Source organism: Streptomyces sp. NPDC020875 (genome assembly GCF_040641415.1).
Lineage (GTDB): Bacteria > Actinomycetota > Actinomycetes > Streptomycetales > Streptomycetaceae > Streptomyces.
Genome location: NZ_JBFADP010000003.1, coordinates 63,593 through 89,978 on the forward strand (window position 1 = coordinate 63,593; position 26,386 = coordinate 89,978).

Below are 26,386 nucleotides of genomic sequence, written 5' to 3' on the forward strand. Positions count from 1 at the left end.
GGCCCTCCGCGCGGACCCGGCCGACGCACGGCCGGGCCCGGGACGGGATCAGCTCTCGACCTCGCCCTTGATGAACTTCTCGACGTTCTCACGGGCCTCGTCGTCGAAGTACTGGACCGGCGGGCTCTTCATGAAGTAGCTGCTCGCCGAGAGGATCGGGCCACCGATCCCGCGGTCCTTGGCGATCTTGGCGGCGCGCAGCGCGTCGATGATGACACCGGCCGAGTTCGGGGAGTCCCAGACCTCGAGCTTGTACTCCAGGTTCAGCGGGACGTCACCGAAGGCGCGGCCCTCGAGGCGGACGTACGCCCACTTGCGGTCGTCGAGCCAGGCGACGTAGTCGGACGGACCGATGTGGACGTTCTTCTCGCCCAGTTCGCGGTCGGGGATCTGCGAGGTGACGGCCTGCGTCTTGGAGATCTTCTTGGACTCCAGCCGCTCCCGCTCCAGCATGTTCTTGAAGTCCATGTTGCCGCCGACGTTCAGCTGCATCGTGCGGTCGAGGACGACACCGCGGTCCTCGAAGAGCTTCGCCATGACCCGGTGGGTGATGGTGGCGCCGACCTGGGACTTGATGTCGTCGCCGACGATCGGGACCCCGGCCTCGGTGAACTTGTCCGCCCACTCCTTGGTGCCCGCGATGAAGACGGGCAGCGCGTTGACGAACGCCACCTTGGCGTCGATGGCGCACTGCGCGTAGAACTTCGCGGCCGCCTCGGAGCCGACCGGCAGGTAGCAGACCAGCACGTCGACCTGCTTGTCCTTGAGGACCTGGACGACGTCGACCGGGGCCTCGGGGGACTCCTCGATGGTCTCGAGGTAGTACTTGCCCAGACCGTCGAGGGTGTGGCCGCGCTGCACCGTGACACCGGCGTTCGGCACGTCGCAGATCTTGATGGTGTTGTTCTCGCTGGCGCCGATGGCGTCCGCCAGGTCGAGACCGACCTTCTTGGCGTCCACGTCGAAGGCGGCCACGAACTCGACGTCCCGGACGTGGTACTCGCCGAACTGGACGTGCATCAGACCCGGCACCTTGCCGGCCGGGTCGGCGTCCTTGTAGTACTCGACGCCCTGCACCAGCGAGGCGGCGCAGTTGCCCACGCCGACGATGGCTACGCGAACCGAACCCATTCCGGTTGCTCCCTGTGTGATTTCGGTATTCCGGATGAGACCCGCGGACCGCGGGGTCTCAGTTGGCGGTGCCGTCGGACGGATCCGGCGGGGTGGCGGTCCCGGAGGCGCTGCCTCCGGGGTTCTCCGCACTCCCGCGCCGGGGCAGGCCGTCCTCGGACGCCGCGGTGTTCCACCGCCGAGACGAGGAGCCGGGGGAGGAGCGTCGCTGATCCCGTCCCGCCCGCTCGCTCTCGATGAGCTCGTTCAGCCAGCGCACTTCGCGCTCCACGGACTCCATTCCGTGGCGCTGGAGCTCCAGCGTGTAGTCGTCGAGGCGCTCACGGGTGCGGGCGAGGGAGGCGCGCATCTTCTCCAGACGCTCCTCCAGCCGGCTGCGGCGGCCTTCCAGCACCCGCATCCGCACCTCGCGCTCCGTCTGCCCGAAGAAGGCGAACCGAGCCGCGAAGTGCTCGTCCTCCCAGCTGTCGGGGCCGGTGTGCGAGAGCAGCTCCTCGAAGTGTTCTTTCCCTTCCGCGGTCAACCGGTAGACGATCTTGGCGCGCCGCCCTGAGAGTGGAGCGGCCAGGGCGTCGTCGGAAGCGCTTCCCGGTTCCTCGATCAACCAGCCGTTGGCGACCAGCGTCTTGAGGCAGGGGTACAGGGTCCCGTAACTGAAGGCCCGGAAGATCCCCAATGAGGTATTGAGCCGTTTCCGCAGCTCATACCCATGCATCGGGGCTTCACGGAGGAGGCCGAGCACGGCGAACTCAAGAATTCCCGAGCGCCTGCTCACCCTGGCCTCCCTTCGCGCCGTCCCGAGCCCTTGTCTCGTGCTGATGTATCGAGTCGATACATCAGCACGATATGACGGTGAGACGCCCGCGACAAGGGGGGTCGCGGTGAACGGGATCACATCGTCAATTCATCTTGGTCAACTTGCCTGATTTGGGATGAACTTCGGAGTCGGGGGGGTTTTGTTCGTGCGTAGTCTGTGCGGATGCAGACACCGGGAACCACATGACGGCCTCAGCCGTCATCGCCGTGGATGCAGTGCGGACGAGCCCCTCGTGTGGCCGGTCCGTATCCATGTCGGGGGGACCGGAAGTCAAATGCCGCTTCCAGGCGTTTCGCCTGCCCGAGGAGTAGTCGTTCGATGAGCGAGCACCGTCGCAAGCCGCCGCAGCCCGAAGGTGGCGGCAGGGCGGCTGCCAGGCGCGCAGCCCAGCAGCCATCCGGCCGCCGCGCCGTACCCAGTGAGGAGAACGCGCCGTTCTCCCCCACCGTCTCCCATGGTGAGGAACGGCCGTCCTACGGCGGCCGAGCCGAGGCCAGGCGGGCGGCGAAGCGCGGCGGTGGTCGCCGCCGGGTGGAACCCGCCGCCGGTGGTGGCCACGGCGGCCGGGGTGGTGGCCGCCGGGGTACCGGCGGGGCGCACTACGGCGGCGCCGGTGACGGCGGTGGCCCCCGCAAGCGGCGGCTGATCGACTATCCGCGGTACGACAAGGACGGCTGGCGCCGCTGGACTCCCTCCTGGAAGCTGGTCAGCGGGATCGCGCTGAGCTTCCTCGGCCTGCTGATGGGCGCGGCGGCGGTGGCGTACGCCTGGGTGGACGTACCCGACCCGCGCAAGGCGGCCGAGGCCGAGAACAACGTCTACTACTGGGCCGACAACACCCAGATGGCGGCGACCGGCGGCGAGGTCAACCGGCAGAACGTCGGGATCGAGCAGATTCCGCAGCATATGCAGGACGCCGTGAAGTCGGCGGAGAACAAGACCTTCGACGATGACTCGGGGATCGACCCCAAGGGCATCAGCCGGGCGCTGGTGAACATGGCCAAGGGCCAGCAGACCCAGGGCGGCTCGACGATCACCCAGCAGTACGTGAAGAACGCCATGCTCGGCGACCAGTCGCAGACGATCAGCCGTAAGTTCAAGGAACTCTTCATCTCGATCAAGGTCGGCAACGAGATCGAGAAGCCGCAGATCATGTCCGGCTATCTGAACACCTCGTACTTCGGGCGGAACGCCTACGGGATCCAGGCGGCGGCCCGGACCTATCTCGACACCGACGCGTCCAAGCTGACCGTCGCCGAGTCCGCGTTTCTGACCACCCTGCTGAAGGGCGCGACCTACTACGACCCGGCCGGGGCCACCGACCTCGACCCCGCGGCGACCCGGGAGTCCAACCTCAAGCGGGTGACCGACCGCTGGAACTGGGTCCTGGACGAGATGGTCAAGGACGGCCACCTCGACGGGGCGGAGCGGAAGACGCTGAAGTTCCCCAAGGTCGAGGAGCCCTCGAAGCAGGCCAAGCTCGGTGGTCAGATCGGCTATCTGGTCGACCTGGCGAAGGCCAACTTCCTCGCCAACAACAAGGACATCACGGCCAGTGAGCTGGCCCTCGGCGGGTACCACATCCACACGACCTTCGACAAGAAGCTCATCCAGCAGATGGAGGCGTCGGTCAAGAAGGTCTACGAGGAGAACATCGACCCGGAGAAGCGCCCCAAGACCGATACGCACGTCCAGTTCGGCGGCGCTTCGGTGGAGCCCGATACCGGGGCGATCCGGGCGATCTACGGTGGTACCGACGCAACCAAGCACTTCACCAACAACTCCGACAACACCGGTGTCCCGGTGGGGTCGACCTTCAAGCCGTTCGTGCTGGCCGCCGCGATGAAGGACGGTGTCCGCGATCCCGGGGGCGAGCCGGATCAGTCCGCGTCCCAGCGCACCAAGCTCGACCCGGACCGGGCGATCTACAACGGCAAGAACAAGCTGAAGATCAAGAACTATGACGGTTCGATCTGGCGGAACGAGAACGGCGCGGAGTGGCTCCAGGTCAACGACGGTGACGAGGACTACGACAACATCAATCTGCGGCAGGCCATGATCGACTCGGCGAACAGCCCGTTCGTCCAGCTCGGTATGGATATCGGCATTCCGAAGGTCCGGCAGGCCGCCGTCGACTCCGGACTGCTGGAGGGCTCCCTCAACAAGGCGAACGTGCCCTCGTTCTCGCTCGGTATCTCCACCCCCAGCGCCATCCGGATGGCCAGCTCGTACGGCACCTTCGCCTCCGAGGGCAAGCAGCGGGACCCGTACTCGGTGCAGACGGTGAAGAAGAAGGGCCGGGTCATCTATGAGCACAAGGACGACCCGAGGACCGCGTTCGAGCCCGATGTCGCCAACAACGTGACCGACGTCCTGGTGGACGTCGTGAAGAAGGGCACCGGTAAGAACGCCAGGGTCCCGGGCCACCAGGTGGCGGGCAAGACCGGTACGACCGACGGCAACATGTCCGCCTGGTTCGTCGGCTACACCCCGCATCTGGCCACCGCGATCGACATGTACCGGCTGGACGACGACGCCAAGAACACCAAGCGGGAATTCCTCAAGATGTTCGGCACCGGCGGCGAGGACAAGATCCACGGCTCGTCGTTCCCGTCCGAAGTCTTCGCCGACTACATGACCAAGGCCCTCAAGAACAAGAAGGCCATCGCCTTCCCGCCCGCGTCCCCGGTCGGCGAGGCGTACTGGGGCGGTGGAGCCTCCAGCCCGCCGCCGTCGAAGTCGAAGGAACCCTCGCAGGAGGAGTCGTCGCAGCAGCCGACCGACGAAGAGTCCGAGTCGAAGAAGCCCGAGTCCCCGGCCTCGAGCAGCAGCTCCCCCGGCCCGACGGCCTCCTGCAACCCGTGGGAGGACTGGAGCTGCGGCACCAATAACGGCGGCAACGACAACGCCGGGAACGGCAACGGTGCCAATGGCACCAACAACAACGGTGGCTCCGGCAACGGAGGCAACGGTGCCAACGGCGCCAACAACAACGGTGGCTCCGGCAACGCGGGCAACGGTGCCAACGGGGCCAACAACAACGGTGGCTCCGGCACCAACAACGGCGGCGCCGACGGCGGCAGCGACGGTGGCGGGATGATCGCGGGGCGCCGGGAGTAGCGCCCCCGCCCGTACCCCCGCATCCCCACGAGGGCCGCGGCATCCGGTACCGCGGTCGTGTCCCGGACACGACCGCCGCCCGGATCCCGCGGCCCTCGTGGCGTACCACGGCGGTACGGCAGGATGTGCACCATGCCCAGCGCAGAAGAGACGACCGTGCCCCGGGACGACCGGAGGGACGGCCGTCCCGCCGACCGCCACGACGACCGGCCGGACGTCCGGCCCACCCGCCGCGACCCGGTCGCGGCGGCCGGCAGCGAACTGATCGGAGGCCCGGCGGGCCGCTGGGCGCTCCGGGTCCGCGGCGGCTATCTCACCCCCGTCCGGGTGATCGCGCTGACCGCCATCGGGATGTTCGCCCTCGGTATGGCGCAGAAGATGCCCTGCTACGAATGGGCCTGGTTCCGGGGCGTCAGCTCGCAGTACACCCGCGCCTGCTACTCGGACATCCCGCATCTCTTCGTGGGCCGGGGCTTCTCCGACGGGCTGACCCCCTACTTCGACCGGCTCCCCGGCGATATGGAGTATCTGGAATATCCGGTCCTGACCGGCCTCTTCATGCAGATCGCCGCCTGGCTCACTCCCTCCGGCGGCTCGCTCCAGGAACAGCAGCAGCTCTACTGGGCGGCCAACTCCGCGATGCTGATGATCTGCGCGGTGATCATCGCGGTCTGTGTCTCCCGGACCCACCGCCGCCGCCCCTGGGACGCCCTGCTGGTCGCGCTGGCGCCCGCCTTCGCCCTTACCGCCACGATCAACTGGGATCTGCTCGCGGTCGCCCTCACGGCCGCCGCGATGCTGATGTGGTCCCGGGGCCGGGCCCTGGCCTTCGGCGTACTGATCGGTCTCGCCACCGCCGCCAAGCTGTACGCCGTCTTCCTGCTCGGCCCGCTGCTGGTGCTCTGCTGGCGGGCCGGGAAATGGCGGGAGTACGGCACCGCGGTCCTGGGCGCCGCCGCCGCCTGGCTGGTCGCCAACGCCTATGTGATGTGGCGGGCGCCCGAGGGCTGGCGGAAGTTCTACACCTTCAACCAGGAGCGGGACATCGACTTCGGCTCCTTCTGGATGATCCTCGTCCAGCGGTTCGACGCCGTGATCACCCCCGACGAGGTCAACCGCTACTCCCTGCTGCTGGCCGTACTGGCCTGTGCCGGGATCGGCTGGCTGATCCTCGCCGCGCCCCGCAGGCCGCGCTTCGCCCAGGTCGCCTTCCTGGTCGTCGCGGTCTTCATCCTGACCAACAAGGTCTACTCGCCGCAGTACGTCCTCTGGCTCGTCCCGCTCGCCGTCCTGGCCCGGCCCCGCTGGCGGGACTTCCTGATCTGGCAGGCGTGTGAGGTCGGGTACTTCATCGGCATCTGGATGTACCTCGCCTACACCACCAGCGGTGACGCCCGGCAGGGCCTGCCGCCCGAGGGGTACCACCTGGCGATCGCCCTGCATCTGCTGGGCACGCTCTACCTCTGCGCGGTGGTGGTCCGGGACGTGCTGCGGCCCGAGCGGGACGTCGTACGGCAGGACGGCTCCGACGACCCCTCCGGCGGGGTGCTCGACCGGGCGGAGGACGTCTTCGTCCTGGGCCGTACGGAGCCGCTGGACGACGCGTACGACGACGAACCGGAGGGCGTGAAGGTGCGCTGGGGGGCGTACGGGGACGAGCCCGAAAAAGACGGGCGCCCCGGGCGCCGTGACGACGCGCCGGAGCGCCCGGAAGGTCTCTGACCGCTCCCCGGTACCGGGAAGGTCAGCGCTGAGCGCTCAGCGTTCGACGAGCCGGTCGAACTGGGTCGTGGTGTGGCGCAGATGCGCCACCAGCTCATCGCCGACCTGCGGCTCCTGCGCGTCCGACGGCACGAACAGGATCGACACCTGCATATGCGGCGGCTCGGCGAACCAGCGCTGCTTGCCCGCCCAGACGAACGGCGACAGATTGCGGTTGACGGTCGCCAGACCCGCCCGCGCCACGCCCTTGGCCCGCGGCATCATGCCGTGCAGCGCCTTGGGCGCCTCCAAGCCGACGCCGTGGGAGGTGCCCCCGGCGACGACGACCAGCCAGCCGTCGGACGCCACCTTCTGCTGGCGGTAGCCGAACCGGTCACCCTTGGCGACCGGGGTGACGTCGAGTACGGAGCCCCGGTACTCGGTGGAGTCGTGGTCGCCGAGCCAGAGCCGGGTGCCGATCCGGGCCCGGAAGCGGGTCTGCGGGAACTGCTGGCGCAGCCGGGCCAGCTCCTCGGCGCGCAGATGGCTGACGAACATGGTGTGCAGCGGCAGCCGGGCGGTCCGCAGCCGGTCCATCCAGCCGATGACCTCCTCGACGGCGTCCGAGCCGTCGGTACGGTCCAGCGGCAGATGGATCGCGAAGCCCTCCAGCCGGACGTCGTCGATGGCCGTGGCCAGCCGGGGCAGATCCTGCTCGGAGACGCCGTGGCGCTTCATCGTGCTCATGCACTCGATCACGACCCGGGCGCCGACCAGGGCGTACACCCCGTCGACCGAGGAGACGGAGCGGATCACCCGGTCCGGCAGCGGAACGGGCTCCTCGCCCCGGCGGAAGGGGGTGAGGACCAGCAGATCACCGCTGAACCAGTCCTTGATCCGGGCCGCCTCGTAGGTGGTGCCGACGGCCAGCATGTCGGAGCCGAACCGGGTCGCCTCCTCCGCCAGCCGCTCGTGGCCGAAGCCGTAGCCGTTGCCCTTGCAGACCGGGACGAGCCCCGGGAACTGGTCGGTCACCGACTTCTGGTGCGCCCGCCAGCGATTGGTGTCGACGTACAGGGAGAGCGCCATGGCCGGCCCGGAACCTTTCTGGTGGCTGCGGTGGATCGAAGATGTGGACGAGAACGGGGAGAACGTACGAAGGTACGAGGTTACGTGGTGGGGGCCGCCGGGCCGGGAATCGCCCGGGTCCGGCGGCGGTCGGGCCCGGGGTCAGCGGCGCGACATATACATGTCGAGGGCCTTGTGCAGCAGCTTGTTCAGCGGGAAGTCCCACTCGCCGACGTACTCGACGGCCTCGCCGCCGGTACCGACCTTGAACTGGATCAGACCGAAGAGATGGTCGGTCTCGTCCAGGGAGTCGCTGATGCCGCGAAGGTCGTAGACGGTGGCGCCCATGGCGTACGCGTCGCGGAGCATCCGCCACTGCATCGCGTTGGAGGGCCGGACCTCACGGCCGATGTTGTCCGAGGCACCGTAGGAGTACCAGACGTGGCCGCCGACGACGAGCATCGTGGCCGCGGAGAGGTTGACGCCGTTGTGCCGGGCGAAATAGAGGCGCATGCGGTTGGGGTCCTCGTTGTTGAGGACGGTCCACATCCGCTGGAAGTACGAGAGGGGGCGCGGGCGGAACCGGTCGCGGACCGCGGTGATCTCGTAGAGCCGCTGCCACTCCTCCAGGTCGTAGTAGCCGCCCTGGACGACCTCGACCCCGGCCTTCTCGGCCTTCTTGATGTTCCGGCGCCACAGCTGGTTGAAGCCCTTGAGGACATCGTCGAGGGAACGGTTGGCCAGCGGCACCTGGTAGACGTAGCGGGGCTGGACGTCACCGAATCCGGCGCCGCCGTCCTCGCCCTGCTGCCAGCCCATCTTCCGCAGCCGGTCGGCGACCTCGAAGGCCCGCGGCTCGATATGGGTGGCCTCGACGTCCCGCAGCCGCTTGACGTCCGGGTCCTGGATACCGGCCTTGATCGCGGGAGCGTCCCAGCGGCGGATCACCACCGGCGGGCCCATCTTCACCGAGAAGGCGCCCTGCTGCTTCAGATGGGCGAGCATCGGCTGCAGCCAGTCGTCCAGATTGGGGGCGTACCAGTTGATCACCGGGCCCTCGGGCAGATAGGCGAGATACCGCTTGATCTTGGGCAGCTGGCGGTAGAGGACCAGACCGGCGCCGACCAGCTGACCCGACTTGTCGAACCAGCCCAGGTTCTCCGAGCGCCACTCGGTCTTCACATCCGACCACGCGGGGACCTGGCAGTGGCTTGCCGACGGCAGGGACTGGATGTACGCCAGATGCTGCTCGCGGCTGATGGTCCTCAGGGTCAGGCTCATATGGGGCGCTCCTCGGCAGGTGTGTCCCCATGGGTCAGGGGCTCCGGCTCTCGCGCCGAAAGCCTACTGGGCGGGGGCGGTGCCCCGAATGGCCGCGTTCGATCAGGCTGTTCGCCGCGGCCGCACACCTGCCGGGGAGCGCCTTCGGTCAGCCGACGACCCCGCCGAAGAGACCGCCGTGGGCCAGGCCCAGATAGAAGCCCGCGGCCGACGCGCCCAGGCCGAGGACCAGGACGAAGCGCTCACGCGTCGTCTCGGAGATGAACTGTCCGTAGGCACCCGTGAGGATGCCGATCAGCCCGGTCCACGAGCTGAGGAGATGGAGCCCCGGGAACCAGGACGACACAAAGGCCAGGACACCGAGTACCAGCGTCACGCCGGCCAGGGTGTCCTGCAGGGGATGGGGCTTGCCGTCCGTGGCGAAGAGGGATGTCTGACGTCGCGCTGCCTGGGCCATATGGCACCTCCTGGCGTTGCCGCGCGCGGCGCATCGTAGTGCCGCGCACACCCGATGTGTACAGATTGCGCCCGGCGGGCACCGGATTTCAACCGGAAGCGCCCGGGCGGGTACTCTGTACGGTCTGCACCGGTGTCTGCCCAGGCCACGGGCCGATCCCGCCGCTCAGGCCGGTGAATGTCAGTGGGCCCTGGTTTACTCGACACCGTTGCATCACGCATCACGACCCTCCTGCCACGGAACGACCGTGGCCGCCGAGTCCAAAGGAGGTGGGTTCCACATGCGTCACTACGAGGTGATGGTCATCCTCGACCCCGATCTGGAGGAGCGCGCCGTCGCCCCCCTGATCGAGAACTTCCTCTCCGTTGTCCGTGAGGCCAACGGAAAGGTCGAGAAGGTCGACACCTGGGGCCGTCGTCGTCTCTCGTACGAGATCAAGAAGAAGCCCGAGGGCATCTACTCGGTCATCGACCTGCAGGCCGAGCCTGCGGTCGTCAAGGAGCTCGACCGCCAGATGAACCTGAACGAGTCGGTCCTCCGGACCAAGGTCCTCCGCCCCGAGACCCACTGAGCATCCGCTCAGAGGTCATCGGGTCCGAGTAGCAGCAAGCAGCCAAGCAATCCCCGCCGAGAGGTTCACCCATGGCAGGCGAGACCGTCATCACGGTCGTCGGCAATCTCGTCGACGACCCCGAGCTGCGCTTCACCAACTCCGGTGCGGCGGTCGCGAAGTTCCGTGTCGCGTCCACCCCGCGCACCTTCGACAAGCAGACCAATGAGTGGAAGGACGGCGAGAGCCTGTTCCTGACCTGCTCGGTCTGGCGGCAGGCGGCGGAGAACGTCGCCGAGTCGCTCCAGCGCGGCATGCGTGTCGTCGTGCAGGGCCGTCTGAAGCAGCGGTCCTACGAGGACCGCGAAGGTGTGAAGCGCACGGTCTACGAGCTGGACGTCGAGGAAGTCGGCCCCAGCCTCCGGAACGCCACGGCCAAGGTCACCAAGACCACGGGTCGCGGCGGCCAGGGCGGCTACGGCGGCGGCCAGCAGGGTGGCGGCAACTGGGGCTCCGGCCCCGGCGGCCAGCAGCAGGGCGGCGGGGCTCCCGCCGACGACCCCTGGGCCACCGGCGCGCCGTCCGGCGGCGGGCAGCAGCAAGGTGGAGGCGGCGGAGGCGGCTGGGGCGGAAGCTCCGGCGGTTCCTCCGGCGGCTCCGGCGGCGGCTACTCGGACGAACCCCCCTTCTAGGACCCTCCGGGGATCCCTGGGGGAGTTCGTCAACCCCACTTCTTGATCACACAGGAGAATCACCATGGCGAAGCCGCCTGTGCGCAAGCCTAAGAAGAAGGTCTGCGCATTCTGCAAGGACAAGACCGCTTACGTGGACTACAAGGACACGAACATGCTGCGGAAGTACATTTCCGACCGCGGCAAGATCCGTGCCCGCCGCGTGACCGGCAACTGCACGCAGCACCAGCGTGACGTCGCCACGGCCGTGAAGAACAGCCGTGAGATGGCGCTGCTGCCCTACACGTCCACCGCGCGATAAGGGAAGGGTGACATCACTATGAAGATCATCCTCACCCAGGAGGTCTCCGGCCTCGGTGCCGCGGGAGACGTCGTCGAGGTCAAGGACGGATACGCTCGCAACTACCTGGTCCCGCGCGGTTTCGCGATCCGCTGGACCAAGGGCGGCGAGAAGGACGTGGCGCAGATCCGCCGCGCCCGCAAGATCCACGAGATCGCGACCATCGAGCAGGCCAACGAGGTCAAGGCGAAGCTGGAGGCCGTCAAGGTCCGTCTGGCCGTTCGCTCCGGCGACGCCGGCCGCCTCTTCGGCTCGGTGACCCCGGCCGACGTCGCTTCGGCGATCAAGACCGCGGGTGGCCCGGAGGTCGACAAGCGCCGGGTCGAGCTCGGTGCGCCGATCAAGACCCTGGGCTCGCACCAGGTCTCCGTGCGTCTGCACCCCGAGGTCGACGCCAAGCTCGGTATCGAGGTCGTCGCCGCCTGACGGGCTGCGCTCGACTGAGCTGACAAAGGGCCGTATCCCCAGGGATACGGCCCTTTGCGCTGCCCGGGGCCGGGAGCGCGCCGGCGCGGACTGAGGCCGGGCCCGTGTCTCCGGCCCGGGGCGGGCGACGTTTCACGTGAAACATCGGCGCCGGGGCCGGGGGTCCGGAAGCCCGGGGCGCGGTCAGCGGGTGGCGCCGGTGACGATCCAGCGGCCCGAGCGGGTCCGGGTCCAGAGCGTGGCGAGCCGTACGGTCATCATCAGGGTCATCGTCCACCACAGGGCCGTGAGCCCGCCGCCCAGGGCGGGGACCAGCAGGGCCACCGGGGCGAAGAGGGCCAGGGTGACCAGCATGGCCCCGGCGAGATAGGGGCCGTCGCCCGCGCCCATCAGCACACCGTCGAGGACATAGACGACCCCGGCGATCGGCTGGGCGAGCGCGACCACCAGCAGGGCGGGCAGCAGGGCGTCGTGGACGGCCGGGTCGCTGCTGAACAGCGGCAGGAAGAGCGGACTGGTGACGACCAGCAGCACCCCGAGGATCACTCCGGACGCGATGCCCCAGTGCACCATCCGGCGGCAGGCGTCCCGGGCGCCCTCGGTGTCGCCCGCGCCCAGATAGCGGCCGATGATGGCCTGGCCCGCTATGGCGATGGCGTCGAGGGCGAAGGCCATCAGGTTCCACAGGGCGAGCGCGATCTGATGGGCGGCTATGTCGGTGTCCCCGAGCCGGGCGGCGACCGCGGTGGCGATCATCAGTACGGCGCGCAGGGATAGCGTACGGATCAGCAGGGGCACTCCGGCCCGGGCGTTGGCCCGGATCCCGGCGGCATGGGGTCGCAGGGACGCCCGGTGCTTCCGGGCCCCGCGCACCACGACGACGAGATAGGCGGCGGCCATGCCGCACTGGGCGATGACCGTGCCCCAGGCGGAGCCAGCGATGCCGAGTCCGGCGCCGTAGACCAGCAGCACGCTCAGCGCGCCGTTGGCGGTGAAGCCGCCGAGGGCGACATAGAGCGGCGTACGGGTGTCGTGGAGGCCGCGGAGTACGCCGGTGGCGGCGAACACGATCAGCATCGCCGGGATGCCGAGGGCGGAGATCCGCAAGTAGGTGACGGCGTACGGGGCCGCGGTGTCGGAGGCACCGAGGACGTCCACGAGCCAGGGGGCGAGCGGCAGGGTGGCGGCGGTGACCGCGACACCGAGCAGGACGGCGAGCCAGATACCGTCCATGCCCTGGCGGATGGCGCCGGGCAGATCGCCCGCGCCGACCCGGCGGGCGACGGCCGCGGTGGTCGCGTAGGCCAGGAAGACGAAGATGCTGACGGCCGTCAGCAGCAGGGCGGCGGCGATACCGAGACCGGCCAGCTGGGGGGTGCCGAGATGGCCGACGACGGCGCTGTCGACCATGACGAAGAGGGGTTCGGCGACCAGGGCGCCGAAGGCGGGGACGGCGAGGGCGACGATCTCCCGGTCATGGCGCCGCCGCCGGGCTTTCGGTGACGCTGGGGCCTGGGTCATCGGGATAGGTTAATCGTCCACAGGTAATAGATGCAATAGAATCTTGATCCTTACTTGTGCGGAGGGTGACGGCCGATCGCCGGGTTGTTCGTCCCGTTCGTGCTCCAGTCGGGAAACTTTTTCTCCCCCACAGCCGGTGGATGGGAAAAGTGCAGGTCAGGGCGGCTGGGCCGAGCGAGCCCACAGGTTGTCCACAGTGCTGTCCCCCGGTCCGTGCACAGGATCGGGCGGGTTCTCCACAGCATCTGGCCGGTCATCCACATGGCCTGTGGATAACCAGATTGGCTGACGGTGGCGGGCGGCCTAACGTGGACCGTCGCTCGACGCGCCGGAAGCCGGGTCGGGCCACTCGATTTGTCAGTGCCGTGCCGTAGAAAGAAGGGGCACGGCGAGGTCCGCTGCGCGGACGGGAGGAAGGTGGCCCGGGTGAGCATCTCCGAGCCCTTGGACGACCCGTGGGCGGCCGACGGAATCCCCGGCGACCGTCTGCCCGTCTCCCGTTCCCGTCGTGACGACCGCGGCGGTGACCGCGGTGGCGACCGCCGAGGCGGCCGAGGGGGCCGGGACGACCAGCACGACCGCGGCCAGGACGGCGGCTGGGACGGTGGTGGCGGGGGCTTCGAGCGCGTACCGCCCCAGGACCTCGACGCCGAACAGTCCGTACTCGGCGGCATGCTCCTCTCCAAGGACGCCATCGCCGACGTCGTGGAGATCATCAAGGGCCATGACTTCTACCGGCCCGCCCATGAGACGGTCTACACCGCGATCCTCGACCTCTACGCCAAGGGCGAGCCCGCCGACCCGATCACGGTCGCGGCCGAACTGGTCAAACGCGGCGAGATCACCCGGGTCGGCGGGGCGTCCTATCTCCACACCCTGGTCCAGTCGGTGCCGACCGCGGCCAACGCGTCGTACTACGCCGAGATCGTCCACGAGCGGGCGGTACTGCGCCGTCTGGTCGAGGCCGGTACCAAGATCACCCAGATGGGATACGCGGCGGACGGCGACGTCGACGAGATCGTCAACTCCGCCCAGGCCGAGATCTACGCCGTCACCGAGCAGCGGACGAGTGAGGACTACCTCCCCCTCGGCGACATCATGGAGGGCGCGCTCGACGAGATCGAGGCGATCGGCTCCCGCAGCGGTGAGATGACCGGTGTCCCCACCGGCTTCACCGACTTCGACTCGCTCACCAACGGCCTCCACCCCGGCCAGATGATCGTCATCGCCGCCCGTCCCGCGATGGGCAAGGCGCTGGCCCTGGACACCCCGCTGCCCACCCCCGACGGCTGGACCACGATGGGCGCGGTCCGGGTCGGTGACCTGCTGCTCGCCCCTGACGGCAGCCCGAACCGGGTGGTCGCCGCGACCGAGGTGATGACCGGGCGGCCGTGCTTCGAGCTCACCTTCGACGACGGTACGACGGTCGTCGCGGACGCCGACCACCAGTGGGTCACGGAGACCGGCGGGCCCCGCGACGACGCCCCGGCGCCCGGCGGTCCCGAAGGGGCCGGGGCCGTACGGACGACGTGGGAGATCGCCGCCACCCTGCTGGCCCCCGACGGGGACGGCCGGGCGAACCACAGTGTGCTCACCACCGCGCCCCTCGCCCTGCCCCACCGCGATCTTCCCGAGCCGCCCCGGGCCCTCGGCGCCCGGCTCGGCGCCCGGCCGGACACCGACCCGGACGGGCTGCGCGTCCCGCCGGAGTATCTGCGGGCGTCCGCCGCCCAGCGCCGCGAGCTGCTGGCCGGTCTGCTGGCGTCCGACGGCGGTACGGTCACGGCCACCGGCCCGGCCGTCGGCTCGTTCCGGTTCTCCACGGCGTCCCGTGCCCTCGCCGAGGACGTCCGCGAACTGGTCGTCGGCCTCGGCCACCGCTGCGACCCGGCGGACGAGCGGACCGCTACGACCCCGGAGACGGCCCCGGCCCCGCCCTCGTACGCCATCTCCTTCACGGCGGAGCACGACGCCCTCACCGCCGCCGAGGCCCGCCCGGGGCCCGGACACCAGGACTCCGGCACACCTCTGAGGTCCCGGCGCTTCATCACGGCCGTACGCCCGGTGCCGAGCGTGCCCGTGCGCTGTGTGCAGGTCGAGCACCCGGCCCATCTCTATCTGGCCACCCGCTCCATGGTCCCCACCCACAACAGCACCCTGGCGCTGGACTTCGCCCGCGCCGCCTCGATCAAGAACAATCTGCCGAGCGTGATCTTCTCCCTGGAGATGGGGCGCAACGAGATCGCCATGCGACTGCTGTCGGCGGAGGCCCGGGTGGCGCTCCACCACATGCGCTCCGGCACGATGACGGACGACGACTGGACCCGGCTCGCCCGCCGGATGCCCGATGTCTCCCAGGCGCCGCTCTACATCGACGACTCCCCCAACCTGTCGATGATGGAGATCCGCGCCAAGTGCCGTCGGCTCAAACAGCGCAACGATCTCAAACTGGTCGTGATCGACTACCTCCAGCTGATGCAGTCCGGCGGCTCCAAACGCGCCGAGAGCCGCCAGCAGGAGGTCTCCGACATGTCCCGTAACCTCAAGCTGCTGGCGAAGGAGCTGGAGGTCCCGGTGATCGCGCTCTCCCAGCTGAACCGAGGCCCCGAGCAGCGCACCGACAAGAAGCCGATGGTCTCCGACCTCCGTGAGTCCGGATCCATCGAGCAGGACGCCGACATGGTGATCCTGCTGCACCGGGAGGACGCGTACGAGAAGGAGTCCCCGCGGGCGGGCGAGGCGGACCTGATCGTCGCCAAGCACCGTAACGGCCCGACGGCGACGATCACGGTCGCCTTCCAGGGCCACTACTCCCGTTTCGTGGACATGGCCCAGACCTGACGGACCGGCCCGGCCGCGCGGCCGTCCGGCGGGTCGCTCAGCGCCTGGTCTCGTACCTGGTCAGGAGCACGCCGCCGGGGAAGGTCCGGGTCTCGACGAGGTGCAGGTCCACCTGGTCGGCCAGGTCGGCGAAGAACGGCGTGCCGCCGCCCACCAGGACCGGATGGGCGGCGATCACATATTCGTCGATCAGCCCGGCCCGCATGGCCGCCCCGGCGAGCGTCGCGCCGCCGATGTCCATCGGGCCGCCGTTGCTGGCCTTGAGCCGGGTGATCGCGGCGACCGCGTCCCCGGTGACCAGGCGGGTGTTCCAGTCGACCTCGTCCTCGTCGATCGTCGAGGAGAAGACCACCTTCGCCATCTCCCGCCAGCGGCGCGCGAACTCGACCTCCGCCGGACCGGCGTCCGGCCGCTGGTCGGCGGTGGGCCAGTGGGAACTCATGGTCCGCCACAGCTTGCGTCCGTAGAGCGTCAGCTCGGTCGCCCGCAGCTGGTCGGACCAGAACCGGAACAGTTCGTCGCTCGGTGTGCTCCAGCCGATGTCGTCGCCGGGCGCGGCGATATAGCCGTCGAGGGATACGTTCATGCCGTAGATCAGTTTCCGCATGGCGTCAGCCTTCCGCGAGTGGGTGCCGGGGGTACGGACCGGCGCGGCGCCGGGAGTTCATCGGTACGCGATCCCCGCGCCCGCGCCGTCCCGCAGCCCGCGCCGTCCCCGCGCCCGGTCGGTCCTCGTACGTCGCCCCCCCGGGCGCCGGGTCAGCCCCGCCGTACGAGATCGAGGATGTCCGTCGCCCGCTGGAGCGCCTGGTCGACGCCGTCGTCGCTGTACAGGGAGTCGACCATGACCTGGTCGATCCCGGTCCGCTCGCCCACGGTCCTGATCACATCGGCGACCTGCTCCGACGACGTTCCGGCGTCGATGTTCACCCGCAGGACGGTGTCGATGTCGGCCGGGTCGCGGCCCGCCTCCCGGGCCAGCCGGTCCAGGGTGGCCCGCTGCCGGATCAGACCGTCGACATCGACCCAGCCGGGCACCGTGCACAGCGGCAGCCAGCCGTCGGCGCGCCGGGCGACCCGCCGCAGGGCGCGCTCCGACATCGAGCCCAGATAGAAAGGCGGCCGGGGCCTGCGGGCCGGTTTGAGCGGTGCGTGGTGCAGCGGGACCGACAGCTGATCGCCCCGGTAGGCGGCCGGGTCCTCGGTCCAGATCGCCTCCAGCGCGTCGAGGGTCTCGTCCAGCCGGGCGCCGCGGGTGGTGAAGTCCCGGCCCGCCGCCTCGTACTCCTCGGGCGACCAGCCGATCCCGAAACCGGGGAGCAGCCGGCCACCGCTGATCAGGTCGATCGTGGTGAGCGCCCGCGCCAGCTGGACCGGCGGGTAGAGCGGCGCGAGCAGGACATGCGTACCCAGTACGACCCGCTCGGTGGCGCTCGCGGCCACCCCCAGCAGGACGAAGGGGTCGGCGGCGGGGTTCAGTTCGGCCGGAATGGCCGTGCCGTGGCCGCCGTAGCCGATCCGGGGGTGGACGGCCGCGAGATTGCGGTCCCCCACCCAGAGACCGGCGCCGCCCGCCCGCTCGATCTCCCGGGCGAAGTGCGCCGTCCGGTGGATCTCGAATGCCTGCCGGTGGAACTGCGGTAACGCGAAACCGACCTTCATGGAGCTGCTCCTTTCAACGGCGGCGCTCCGGCTCGTTCGCCGTCGGCGCCCGTACGCATGGTTTCCGCCGACTCCTCGCCGATGACAGCTCTCCTTCCGGTGTGTTGCCGTGAGCTACGGCACACCGGAGTACGCCTCCGGAACCGGGCCGTCTCTCCACCGGGGTGCCGACCTCCGCGAGGGCATGGAAAACGACGTTGCGCCATGGTGCCGGGTGACTTCGGCCGAGTCCGGCGCGTTGCGCGAAGCGGTGTTTCCTGGCTCCCCCGGGGTGTTCGTACGGTCCGGTCGCATGAATACGGATTACTCGACGGCCGAAGAACTCGGCGCCGCCCTCCGGGCCGGTGACGTGAGTTCGGCCGAACTGACCGAGGACGCGATCGCCCGCATCGGGCGCCACGACGAGTCGCTCAACGCGATCTGCGTACCGGACTTCGACCGGGCCCGGGAGGCCGCGCGGGCCGCCGACCGGGCGCGGGCCCGGGGCGAGGACGGTCCGCTGCTCGGCGTTCCGGTCACGGTCAAGGAGTGCTACGACATCGCGGGGCTGCCCACGACCTGGGGCATCCCGGAACACCGGGACCACCGGCCGGCCGAGGACGCGGTCCAGGTGTCCCGGCTCAGGAACGCGGGCGCGGTGATCCTCGGCAAGACCAATGTGCCGCTGGGGCTCCAGGACGTACAGACCTTCAACGACGTCTACGGGACCACCAACAACCCCTGGGACCACGGGCGCACCCCGGGGGGTTCCTCCGGGGGATCGGCGGCGGCCCTCGCGGCCGGGTTCGGCGCGCTGTCCATCGGCTCCGACCTCGGCGGCTCGCTGCGCAACCCCGCGCACTACTGCGGTGTCTACGCGCACAAGCCGTCGCTCGGGCTCGTGGCGAGCCGGGGCATGGTGCCGCCGGACGTTCCGGCGCTGCCGGCCGATCCCGACCTGGCCGTCGTCGGCCCGATGGCCCGGAGCGCCCGCGATCTGACCCTGCTGCTGGACGTCATGGCCGGACCGGATCCGCTGACGCGGGGGGTGGCGTACGGGCTGACGCTGCCGCCCGCCCGGCATCGGCGGCTGGCCGGCTTCCGGGTCCTGGTCCTCGACCGGCATCCGCTGCTGCCGACCTCCGCCGCCGTCCGGGCGGGCGTGGGCCGGGTGGCGGAGGCGCTGGTGGCCGGGGGCGCCCGGGTCGTACGGGAGAGCCCGCTGCTGCCCGATCCGGCCGAAGCCGCGGTGCTCTACCAGCAGCTGCTGATCTCGGGATCCGTCGCCCGGTTCCCCGTCGGCACGGACGAGCTGATCAGGGCCGAGGTCGCCGCACTGAGCCCGGACGACCGGAGTCTCACCGCGACCCGGCTGCGCGCGATGCTGTTCAGCCACCATGACTGGCTCCGGGCGAACGGGCTGCGCGAGCTGCACCGGCAGGGCTGGCGGCGGTTCTTCACCGAGTTCGACGCCGTGGTGTGCCCCGTCATGCCCACGCCCGCGTTCCCGCACACCCACCACCCCGGCCCGATGACGCGGACGATCGATATCGACGGTGCGGAGTATCCGTACTTCGATCAGCTCGTCTGGGCGGGGACGGCCACCATGCCCGGACTGCCCGCCACCGCCGTACCGGCGGGGCTCTCGCCCGCCGGGCTGCCAGTGGGAGCGCAGATCATCGGCCCCATGTTCGAGGACAGGACCCCGCTGATGCTGGCCGAGCTGCTGGAACGGGAGATGGGCGGCTTCCGACCGCCCGGGTAGCCCCGGCCCGGGGCTACCCGGGCGGTCCGGCCGCGGTCGGCGGTGTACGGGCTCAGCCGCGCGGCGTGGCCGCGGGCGGTGGGGACCAGACACCGAACCACTGGTCGGCGTCATAGGCGCGGAACCGTTCCGCCTCGGTGAACCCCAGCTTCGCGGCGAGACGCATCGAGCGGAGGTTGGCGGTCTGGGTGGCGAGGACGACCTCCTCGCCGGGGAGCGCTCCGGCGAACCAGCCGAGGGCCGCCGCGCACGCCTCGGCGGCGTAGCCCCGGCCCCACGCCCCGGGCAGGAAGAGATAGCCCAGCTCGGCGCGTCCGGCGGCCCGGGGGAGGTGGCCGGTGTCCTTGGTGAGCATGACCTGGCCGATCATCGAGCCGTCGAGCGCGACGACGAAGAGGCCGGAGCGGCGGGCGGGGGCGCCGGGGGTGTCGCGTTCGAGTTCGGTACGCGGCCGGGGGCCGCCGAGATAGGCGCCGACCTCGGGCGAGGCCAGCAGTTCGATGGTCGCGGTACGGTCCCCGGCCTCGGGTTCGCGCAGGACGAGCCGTTCGGTCCTGATGGGGGCGGGGGGCCAGGCGACGGTTCCCAGATCGGTCATGGCCGTCAGCCAAGCAACCGTTCCGGCGGTGATCAAGGCCCGGGCGGTCCGGTCACGCCACCCCGCCGGTCCTGCCCCGGTCGCCGGTACGGGTCCGGGCCCGGGCCGGGTCCGGATGGTCTTCGGTGGTTGATCAATTCGATGGGACTCGGTGGCGATTTCCCTGGACTGTATACCCCCAGGGGGTATACAGTTCTGATCGTTGAACCGAACGGAACGCGCCGGAAGGCGCGAAAGAGCCAGGGAGAAGCAGTCATGACGAACCACTCCGGACACCAGCACACCGCCCACACGGGCCACGGCGCGCACACCGCCCACGGCGGTCACGGTTCGCATGAGGGCCATGAGGGCCACGGCGCTCACGGCGGCGGCCGCCCCGGTGGTCTCTCGGTCTCCGAGGACGGGTACACCATCGAACTCGACTCCACGGTCCTCACCGCCGGTGTCCAGCCGGTGACCTTCCGTGTGACCGGCCCCGACGGCCGCGTCGTCACCGAGTTCACCCCCGAACACGAGAAGGAGCTGCACTTCATCGCCGTCCGGCGGGACACGACCGGATTCCAGCACGTACACCCGGTGAGAGACGGCGAGGGCACCTGGAGCGTCGAACTGGATCTGACACCCGGGGACTGGCGGTTCTTCGCCGATATCCACCCCACCGGGCACGACGCGACCCTGACACTGGGGATCGACGCCGCCGTCGCCGGATCGTACGAGCCCCGGCCGCTCCCCGAGACGGGCCGTACCGCGGTCATCGGCGAGTACACCGTGGCCCTCGACGGCGACCTCCTGCCCGCTGAGGCGAGCGACCTGACCCTCACCGTCAGCCGGAACGGGCGGCCCGTCACCGACCTGGAGCCCTATCTGGCCGCGTACGGCCACCTGGTGGCGCTGCGCGTCGGCGACCTGGGCTACCTCCACGTCCACCCGGAGGGCGAGCCCGGTGACGGTGTCACCGCGCCGGGGCCCGAGATCTCCTTCATGGCGACCGCGCCGACCGCCGGGGCGTACCGCCTCTACCTCGACTTCCAGCACGAGGGCGTGGTCCGGACGGCCGAGTTCACGGTACGTACCGCCGTCGCCGCCGAGTCCCCGCGGACCGCGGCCGACCACGGCCACCAGGCACAGCACGCACACCACGGCCACCACTGACCGTCATGACACCGCAGACCACCAACAGCCGGACGTCCCCCGTACCGGAAGGAGAGACGCCGTGCCCCGTCTGAACCGACTCACGTCCGATACCGCGGTCGGCGCCTCCCGCGACCTCCTCGCCGACCTCGAAGCCCGGCACGGCCGACCCGGTGACATGGTCGCCACCATGGCCAACTCACCGGCCGTACTGGGCGGATACCTCCAGCTCAGCCGGGCCATGGGCCGCGCCAAGCTCGACCGGGCGATCAGCGAGCGGATCTCGATCGCGGTCCAGGCCCACCAGGGCTGCGGGCTCTGTCTGGACGCCCACACCGCCGCGGCCCGGGCCAGGGGCGTGGACGACGAGGAGATCGAGCGGGCCCGCCGGGGCACCTCGGCCGACCCCGCGATCGCCGCGATCATCGCCCTAGCCCTCCGGATCCACCGCGAGCCCACGTCGATCACCGACGAACAGGTCGGCGCGCTGCGTGAGTACGGCTACAGCGACCGGGCGATAGCCGATGTCGTCGGCGTCGTCGCGCTCAACGTCCTCACCGGCTCCTTCAACCTGCTCGCCGGACTCACCCCGGGGAGCGACCCCGATGCGTAGAGACAACCCCGTCTGTCCCCGCGGGGCACGGCCACCACCTCCCCGTGGCCGTGCCCCGCCGCCGGGACACGTAAGGAATCGGAATCCGCCATGAGCTTGTTCGCCATCCGCGACTACCGCCATCTCTTCGGCGCCCAGGTCATCGCCCTCTTCGGCACCGGGCTCGCCACCGTCGCCCTCGGACTCCTCGCCTACGATCTCGCCGGCCCGCGCGCCGGAGTGGTCCTCGGGACCGCCCTGACCGTGAAGATGGTCATGTACGTGGTCATCGCCCCGCTGGCCGCCGCGTATGTCGACCGGCTCCCCAGAAGAACCTTCCTCTTCGTCCTCGACGTCGTCCGCGGCGCGGTCGTCCTGGCCCTGCCGCTGGTCACCGAGGTCTGGCAGATCTACGTACTGATCGGCCTGCTCCAGGCGTCGTCCGCGGCCTTCACCCCGACGTTCCAGGCCGTCATCCCCGATATCGTCACCGACGAGGCCCAGTACACCCGGGCCCTCTCCGCCTCGCAGGTCGCCTCGACCATGGAGAGCCTGCTCAGCCCGGTACTGGCCGCCGTCGCCCTGACGTTCATGAGCTTCGACCGGCTGTTCCTCGGTACCTCCGCCGGATTCCTGATCTCCGCCCTGCTGGTGCTGTCGACCCGGATCCCCGACGCCCGCCCCAGCGCCCACACCAAGGCGTGGGACAAGGCCGCGGCCGGGATCAGGACCTTCGTCAGGACACCACGGCTGCGCGGGGTGATGGCGCTCAACCTGGTGGTCGCGGCGGCCGGTTCCATCGTCGTCGTCAACACCGTCAACTACGTCCGGGACGAACTCGGCGGCTCCCAGTCGGACGTCGCCTGGACGCTCGCCGCCGCCGGAACCGGAACCCTGCTGGCCGCCCTCGTCCTGCCCCGGATCCTCGACCGGGCCGCCGCCCGGACCGTGATGACGACCGGCGCCGGAGTCCTCGTCGGCGGTACGGCCGCGGCGGTGACGCTGAGCGCGGCCGGAGTCGCGAACTGGACCGCGACGGCGATCGTCTGGTCCGCGATCGGGATCGGGATGGCCCTGGTCATCACCCCGACCGGCAAGGTCCTGCGGGCCTCCGTCGACCGGAACGCGATCCCCGCGGCGTTCGCGGCGCAGTTCTCCCTCTCGCACCTGGCCTGGCTGATCACCTACCCCGTCGCGGGCTGGCTCGGTACGAGCGCCGGGTTCACCGTCACCTGGTCCGTACTCGCGGTCCTCGCCGGGACGGGAGCGGTCGCCGCCCTCATTCTCTGGCCGCGCCACGAGGACCGGGGCACGAGCACCGCGCCGGTGGCCGGGGGTTCGGCCACCTCCGTCCCGGCGGCCACCACTCCGGCCACCGCAGTCCCGGCGCCCCGGCCGACGGACAGGTCCACCCTCTCCAAGGCCGCCTGACGGCCCGCGCCGCCCATGGGGTGGCTCCCCCGGAAACCCGGGGGAGCCACCCCGTACCCGCGCGCTAGATTCATCCACCATGCGATCACACGACTACGACCAGGAGTTCCGGGACAAGGCCGTCCGGATACGTACCTGGGGGACCGGGCTGCTGGCCGTGGCGGCGCTGCTCTGGGGCTGGTGCGCCGTCCTGCTGCTGACGCCGTACGACGTCGAGCGGGAGCCCGGCGACAAGTACCCGGTCGAGTGCGAATCGCGGCTCACCACCGACCGGGGCACGGCCAACGACGGAGTCCGCCGGGGCGACTTCTGCGCCGACGAGCGCGACTGGCCCGAGGCACTGGCCGTACTCGGCCTCTCCGTACCGGTCTCGGTCGCCGGTGCCGTCCTCTTCACCGGCGGCCAGGTCGGCCTGCGCCTGAGCGCCCACGCCCAGGCCCTCCGGTACCTGGACCGCCGTGCCGAGGAGGAGGCGAACGAGCGGAAGTGACCCGGCGGGTCCGGCGCGGCCGAGCGCGCGGTTGACCCTGACGCAGGGGCAGCCTTCCAGCATGGTCGCCATGACGACGACAACCAGTGCGATCGAGGTCAGCGGGTTGCGCAAGGCGTACGGCGGCCACGAGGTGCTCGCCGGACTCGATCTGACCGTCCCCGCGGGCACCGTCTACGCCCTGCTCGGCTCCAACGGCGCGGGCAAGACCACCACGGTACGGATCCTGACCACCCTCCTGCCGCCGGGCGCCGGTGAGGCCCGGATCGCCGGGTACGACATCCGCCGCGACGCAGACCGGGTCCGGGCCTCCATCGGGGTGACCGGCCAGTTCTCCGCCGTCGACGGGGTGCTGACCGGGCGGGAGAATCTGCGGCTGATGGCCGATCTCGCCCGCCTCGGCCGGGCGCCCGCCCGGGCCCTGGCCGACCGGCTGCTGGAGCGGTTCGGGCTGACCGGGGCCGCCGACCGGCGCGCGGGAACCTACTCCGGCGGGATGCGACGGCGGCTGGATCTGGCGATGACCCTGGTACCGGGGCCGGGGCTGGTCTTCCTCGACGAGCCGACGACCGGTCTCGACCCGCGCAGCCGCCGCGAGTTGTGGGACGTCGTACGCGAACTGGTGGCGGACGGCGGCACCGTCTTCCTGACCACGCAGTATCTGGAGGAGGCCGACCGGCTCGCCGACCGGATCGGGGTACTCGACGGCGGCGTACTGGTCGCCGAGGGCACCCCGGCCGAACTGAAGGGGCTGGTCCCGGGCGGCCGGGTCGAGCTGACCGCCGCCGACGCCGGGCGGGCGGCGGAGCTGGCGCGCCGACGGCCGGGGGCGGTGACCGATCCGGCGGCGCTCACCGTGACACTGCCGTACGACGGCGGGGTCGGCGAGCTGCGACGGCTGCTGGACGGCCTCGACGACGACGCGGTCACCGGGCTCGCGGTCCGTACCCCGGACCTCGACGACGTCTTCCTCGCCCTCACCGGGGACACCGTACGGACCGCCGGAACGCCAGGCCGGACCGCCGCCGGAACACCGGGCCGGGCGGTCACCGGAGCCGCGCACCGGTCCGCCGGGGACACCGCGAGCACCGGGGAGGTGTCCGGATGAGCACCGCCGGACATGCCGTACGGGACTCGGCGACCATGCTCCGCCGCAATCTGCGGCACATGGTCCGCTACCCGTCGATGACCGTGATGCTGATCGGACAGCCGCTGCTCTTCCTGCTGCTCTTCGTCTACGTCTTCGGCGGCACCATGGGCGCCGGACTGCCGGGCGCCCCGGCGGGCGACCGCGGCGACTATCTGACGTACATCACCCCCGGGATCCTGACGATGACGGTCGCCAGCGTCTCCATCGGTACGGCCGTCCTGGTCGCCAACGACATGACCGACGGGATCATCGACCGGTTCCGCACCATGGACATCACCAGGGGCTCGGTACTCACCGGTCAGGTGCTCGGGGCGATGATCCAGACCGCGCACGCCCTGGCCGTGGTCGTCGGGGTGGCCTTTCTGCTCGGGCTGCGGACCGCGGCCACGGCCGCCCAGTGGCTGGGTCTGGTGGCCCTGCTCGTACTGCTCTCCCTGGCGCTGACCTGGTTCACCGTGGCACTGGGGCTGGCCAGCCCCGATCCGGAGACGGCGAGCAATCTGCCGATGGTCTTCGTACTGCTGCCGTTCGTGGGCAGCGGGTTCGTCCCGGTGGAATCGATGCCCGCCGGACTGCGGACCTTCGCCGAACACCAGCCGTTCACCCCGGTCATGGACGCCTTCCGGGGGCTGCTGGCCGGATCCCCGGACGGCCGGGACGTCCTGCTGTCGCTGCTCTGGTGCTCGGTGATCGGCGGGATCGGCTATCTCTGGTCCCGCCGCCTCTACCGGACCCGGGCCGCCCGCTGAACCGGCCTCCCGTCCCGCCGTGGCCGCTGCCCGTGAGGGGAGACTGATCGCATGCTGACCATCGGCGAGCTGGCGTCGTACGCGGGGGTGACCGTACGCACCGTGCGGCACTACCACGCCAAAGGGCTGCTGCCGGAGCCGGAACGGGACCACTCCGGCTACCGGAGGTACGGCGCCGGGGCCGTGGTCGAACTGATCAGGATCCGGACCCTGGCCGAGGCGGGGGTGCCCCTGGCCCGGGTACGGGAGCTGCTCTCGGCCGACGAGCCGGAGTTCGCCGCGGCGATCGCCGATATCGACCGGCGTCTGCGGGCGGAGATCCGGGCCAGGCGGCGGCACCGGGAGCGGATCGCCCGGCTCGCCGCCGGGGACCGGCTGACCCTGCCGCCCGAGGTCGTCGGCTTCCTCGACCGGCTGCGGGCGCTCGGGGTCGACGAACGGATCGTCGGGGTGGAGCGCGACGGCTGGATTCCGCTGGTCGCCCGGGCGCCGGAGCGGATCCCGGAGCTGGCGGCCCGGAAACGGGACCAGCTCGACGACCCCCGGGTGCGCGGCTTCTATCTCACCCTGGGCCGGGCCCTCGACCGCGCCGACGACGATCCGTGCCTGGTGGAGCTGGCGGACGAACTGGCCGACTACCTCACCCGGACCGCCGACGAACGGGGCGACGCGTATGTCGGGGAAGCCGATATCGAGCCGCCGGTGGCCGAGTTGATGGACGCGCTGGCCTTCGCCGACGCTCCCCCGGCCCGCAGACTGGTCGAACTGCTCCATGAACGCGGCTGGTCCGGCTGGACCCGGCTCCGGCGGGTGGAGCCCGTACGGCCGCGCGTCGAAGAGTCGTCGGACGGTACGGGGGCGGGGCCGGGCTCACCGTAGGGCGGTGACGGCGGC

General features: G+C 70.5%; 24 protein-coding genes. 15 read left to right on the plus strand and 9 right to left on the minus strand.

Going from position 1 to position 26,386, the window contains the following annotated elements; genetic code table 11:
• Positions 1-48: 48 nt before the first annotated feature.
• Positions 49-1,131 carry an inositol-3-phosphate synthase gene (locus AB0G74_RS02605; protein WP_361139650.1) on the minus strand — a complete coding sequence of 361 codons (1,083 nt, stop codon included), beginning with the start codon at positions 1,129-1,131 and terminating at the stop codon, positions 49-51.
• A 58-nt stretch (positions 1,132-1,189) separates the two neighbouring features.
• Positions 1,190-1,906, minus strand: coding sequence for a helix-turn-helix transcriptional regulator (locus AB0G74_RS02610; protein ID WP_361139653.1), 717 nt, complete (start codon positions 1,904-1,906; stop codon positions 1,190-1,192).
• Positions 1,907-2,266: 360 nt separating this feature from the next.
• Between AB0G74_RS02610 and AB0G74_RS02615 the strand changes: the two genes are divergently transcribed.
• Together AB0G74_RS02615 and AB0G74_RS02620 are read left to right on the plus strand one after the other, a co-directional pair.
• Complete coding sequence (locus tag AB0G74_RS02615; protein WP_361139656.1) at positions 2,267-5,068, plus strand: transglycosylase domain-containing protein; 2,802 nt, start codon at positions 2,267-2,269, stop codon at positions 5,066-5,068.
• A 123-nt stretch (positions 5,069-5,191) separates the two neighbouring features.
• Positions 5,192-6,790 carry a glycosyltransferase 87 family protein gene (locus AB0G74_RS02620; RefSeq protein ID WP_361139659.1) on the plus strand — a complete coding sequence of 533 codons (1,599 nt, stop codon included), beginning with the start codon at positions 5,192-5,194 and terminating at the stop codon, positions 6,788-6,790.
• Positions 6,791-6,826: 36 nt separating this feature from the next.
• On the opposite strand, the gene AB0G74_RS02625 is transcribed toward AB0G74_RS02620, so the two are convergent.
• From AB0G74_RS02625 to AB0G74_RS02635, 3 genes are all read right to left on the minus strand, one after another.
• Complete coding sequence (locus AB0G74_RS02625; RefSeq protein WP_361139661.1) at positions 6,827-7,858, minus strand: alanine racemase; 1,032 nt, start codon at positions 7,856-7,858, stop codon at positions 6,827-6,829.
• 141 nt (positions 7,859-7,999) lie between these two features.
• The gene (locus tag AB0G74_RS02630; protein ID WP_361139664.1) at positions 8,000-9,118 is read right to left on the minus strand and encodes a peptidoglycan bridge formation glycyltransferase FemA/FemB family protein; all 1,119 of its coding nucleotides are present in this window, start codon (positions 9,116-9,118) and stop codon (positions 8,000-8,002) included.
• A 148-nt stretch (positions 9,119-9,266) separates the two neighbouring features.
• Complete coding sequence (locus AB0G74_RS02635; RefSeq protein ID WP_358826450.1) at positions 9,267-9,575, minus strand: hypothetical protein; 309 nt, start codon at positions 9,573-9,575, stop codon at positions 9,267-9,269.
• A gap of 280 nt (positions 9,576-9,855) precedes the next feature.
• Here AB0G74_RS02635 and rpsF point away from each other — a divergent pair, with 280 nt between their 5' ends.
• The 4 genes from rpsF (at position 9,856) to rplI (ending at position 11,583) form a co-directional block, all read left to right on the plus strand.
• On the plus strand, positions 9,856-10,146 hold the full coding sequence (gene rpsF, locus AB0G74_RS02640; protein WP_017240415.1) for a 30S ribosomal protein S6: 291 nt from the start codon (positions 9,856-9,858) through the stop codon (positions 10,144-10,146).
• Between the two features lie 71 nt (positions 10,147-10,217).
• Positions 10,218-10,817 carry a single-stranded DNA-binding protein gene (locus AB0G74_RS02645; RefSeq protein ID WP_361139667.1) on the plus strand — a complete coding sequence of 200 codons (600 nt, stop codon included), beginning with the start codon at positions 10,218-10,220 and terminating at the stop codon, positions 10,815-10,817.
• A gap of 64 nt (positions 10,818-10,881) precedes the next feature.
• A complete protein-coding gene (gene rpsR / locus AB0G74_RS02650; RefSeq protein ID WP_358826448.1) occupies positions 10,882-11,118 on the plus strand; it encodes a 30S ribosomal protein S18 in 237 nt (78 codons plus the stop codon).
• 18 nt (positions 11,119-11,136) lie between these two features.
• Positions 11,137-11,583, plus strand: a complete 447-nt coding sequence (gene rplI, locus AB0G74_RS02655; protein ID WP_361139669.1) for a 50S ribosomal protein L9 — start codon at positions 11,137-11,139, stop codon at positions 11,581-11,583.
• Between the two features lie 183 nt (positions 11,584-11,766).
• Here the strand turns inward: rplI and AB0G74_RS02660 are convergent, their stop codons facing one another.
• On the minus strand, positions 11,767-13,104 hold the full coding sequence (locus AB0G74_RS02660) for an MATE family efflux transporter (protein WP_361139672.1): 1,338 nt from the start codon (positions 13,102-13,104) through the stop codon (positions 11,767-11,769).
• Between the two features lie 426 nt (positions 13,105-13,530).
• On the opposite strand from AB0G74_RS02660, the gene dnaB reads away from it, so the two are divergent.
• Positions 13,531-15,945 carry a replicative DNA helicase gene (dnaB, locus tag AB0G74_RS02665; protein ID WP_361139675.1) on the plus strand — a complete coding sequence of 805 codons (2,415 nt, stop codon included), beginning with the start codon at positions 13,531-13,533 and terminating at the stop codon, positions 15,943-15,945.
• A 37-nt stretch (positions 15,946-15,982) separates the two neighbouring features.
• On the opposite strand, the gene AB0G74_RS02670 is transcribed toward dnaB, so the two are convergent.
• A complete protein-coding gene (locus AB0G74_RS02670) occupies positions 15,983-16,552 on the minus strand; it encodes a dihydrofolate reductase family protein (RefSeq protein WP_361139678.1) in 570 nt (189 codons plus the stop codon).
• Positions 16,553-16,704: 152 nt separating this feature from the next.
• Entirely contained in the window at positions 16,705-17,607 is a 903-nt protein-coding gene (locus AB0G74_RS02675; RefSeq protein WP_361139682.1) for a TIGR03619 family F420-dependent LLM class oxidoreductase, read from the minus strand.
• Positions 17,608-17,899: 292 nt separating this feature from the next.
• Here AB0G74_RS02675 and AB0G74_RS02680 point away from each other — a divergent pair, with 292 nt between their 5' ends.
• The gene (locus tag AB0G74_RS02680; RefSeq protein WP_361139685.1) at positions 17,900-19,351 is read left to right on the plus strand and encodes an amidase; all 1,452 of its coding nucleotides are present in this window, start codon (positions 17,900-17,902) and stop codon (positions 19,349-19,351) included.
• Positions 19,352-19,403: 52 nt separating this feature from the next.
• Here the strand turns inward: AB0G74_RS02680 and AB0G74_RS02685 are convergent, their stop codons facing one another.
• Positions 19,404-19,949: a GNAT family N-acetyltransferase gene (locus AB0G74_RS02685; RefSeq protein WP_361139688.1), complete on the minus strand. Its 546-nt coding sequence runs from the start codon at positions 19,947-19,949 to the stop codon at positions 19,404-19,406.
• Positions 19,950-20,204: 255 nt separating this feature from the next.
• Between AB0G74_RS02685 and AB0G74_RS02690 the strand changes: the two genes are divergently transcribed.
• From AB0G74_RS02690 to AB0G74_RS02720, 7 genes are all read left to right on the plus strand, one after another.
• The gene (locus AB0G74_RS02690) at positions 20,205-21,101 is read left to right on the plus strand and encodes a hypothetical protein (protein ID WP_361139691.1); all 897 of its coding nucleotides are present in this window, start codon (positions 20,205-20,207) and stop codon (positions 21,099-21,101) included.
• A 61-nt stretch (positions 21,102-21,162) separates the two neighbouring features.
• Positions 21,163-21,693, plus strand: coding sequence for a carboxymuconolactone decarboxylase family protein (locus tag AB0G74_RS02695; protein ID WP_361139694.1), 531 nt, complete (start codon positions 21,163-21,165; stop codon positions 21,691-21,693).
• A 90-nt stretch (positions 21,694-21,783) separates the two neighbouring features.
• On the plus strand, positions 21,784-23,103 hold the full coding sequence (locus AB0G74_RS02700) for an MFS transporter (protein ID WP_361139697.1): 1,320 nt from the start codon (positions 21,784-21,786) through the stop codon (positions 23,101-23,103).
• Between the two features lie 79 nt (positions 23,104-23,182).
• Positions 23,183-23,593 (plus strand): hypothetical protein, encoded by a 411-nt coding sequence (locus AB0G74_RS02705; RefSeq protein WP_361139700.1) that lies wholly within the window; start codon positions 23,183-23,185, stop codon positions 23,591-23,593.
• A gap of 70 nt (positions 23,594-23,663) precedes the next feature.
• Positions 23,664-24,701, plus strand: a complete 1,038-nt coding sequence (locus AB0G74_RS02710; protein WP_361139703.1) for an ATP-binding cassette domain-containing protein — start codon at positions 23,664-23,666, stop codon at positions 24,699-24,701.
• Entirely contained in the window at positions 24,698-25,492 is a 795-nt protein-coding gene (locus tag AB0G74_RS02715) for an ABC transporter permease (RefSeq protein ID WP_361139705.1), read from the plus strand. Before AB0G74_RS02710 ends, AB0G74_RS02715 begins: the two co-directional genes overlap by 4 nt.
• Before the next feature lie 51 nt (positions 25,493-25,543).
• Positions 25,544-26,371 (plus strand): MerR family transcriptional regulator, encoded by an 828-nt coding sequence (locus tag AB0G74_RS02720; RefSeq protein ID WP_361139708.1) that lies wholly within the window; start codon positions 25,544-25,546, stop codon positions 26,369-26,371.
• Positions 26,372-26,386: the final 15 nt, after the last annotated feature.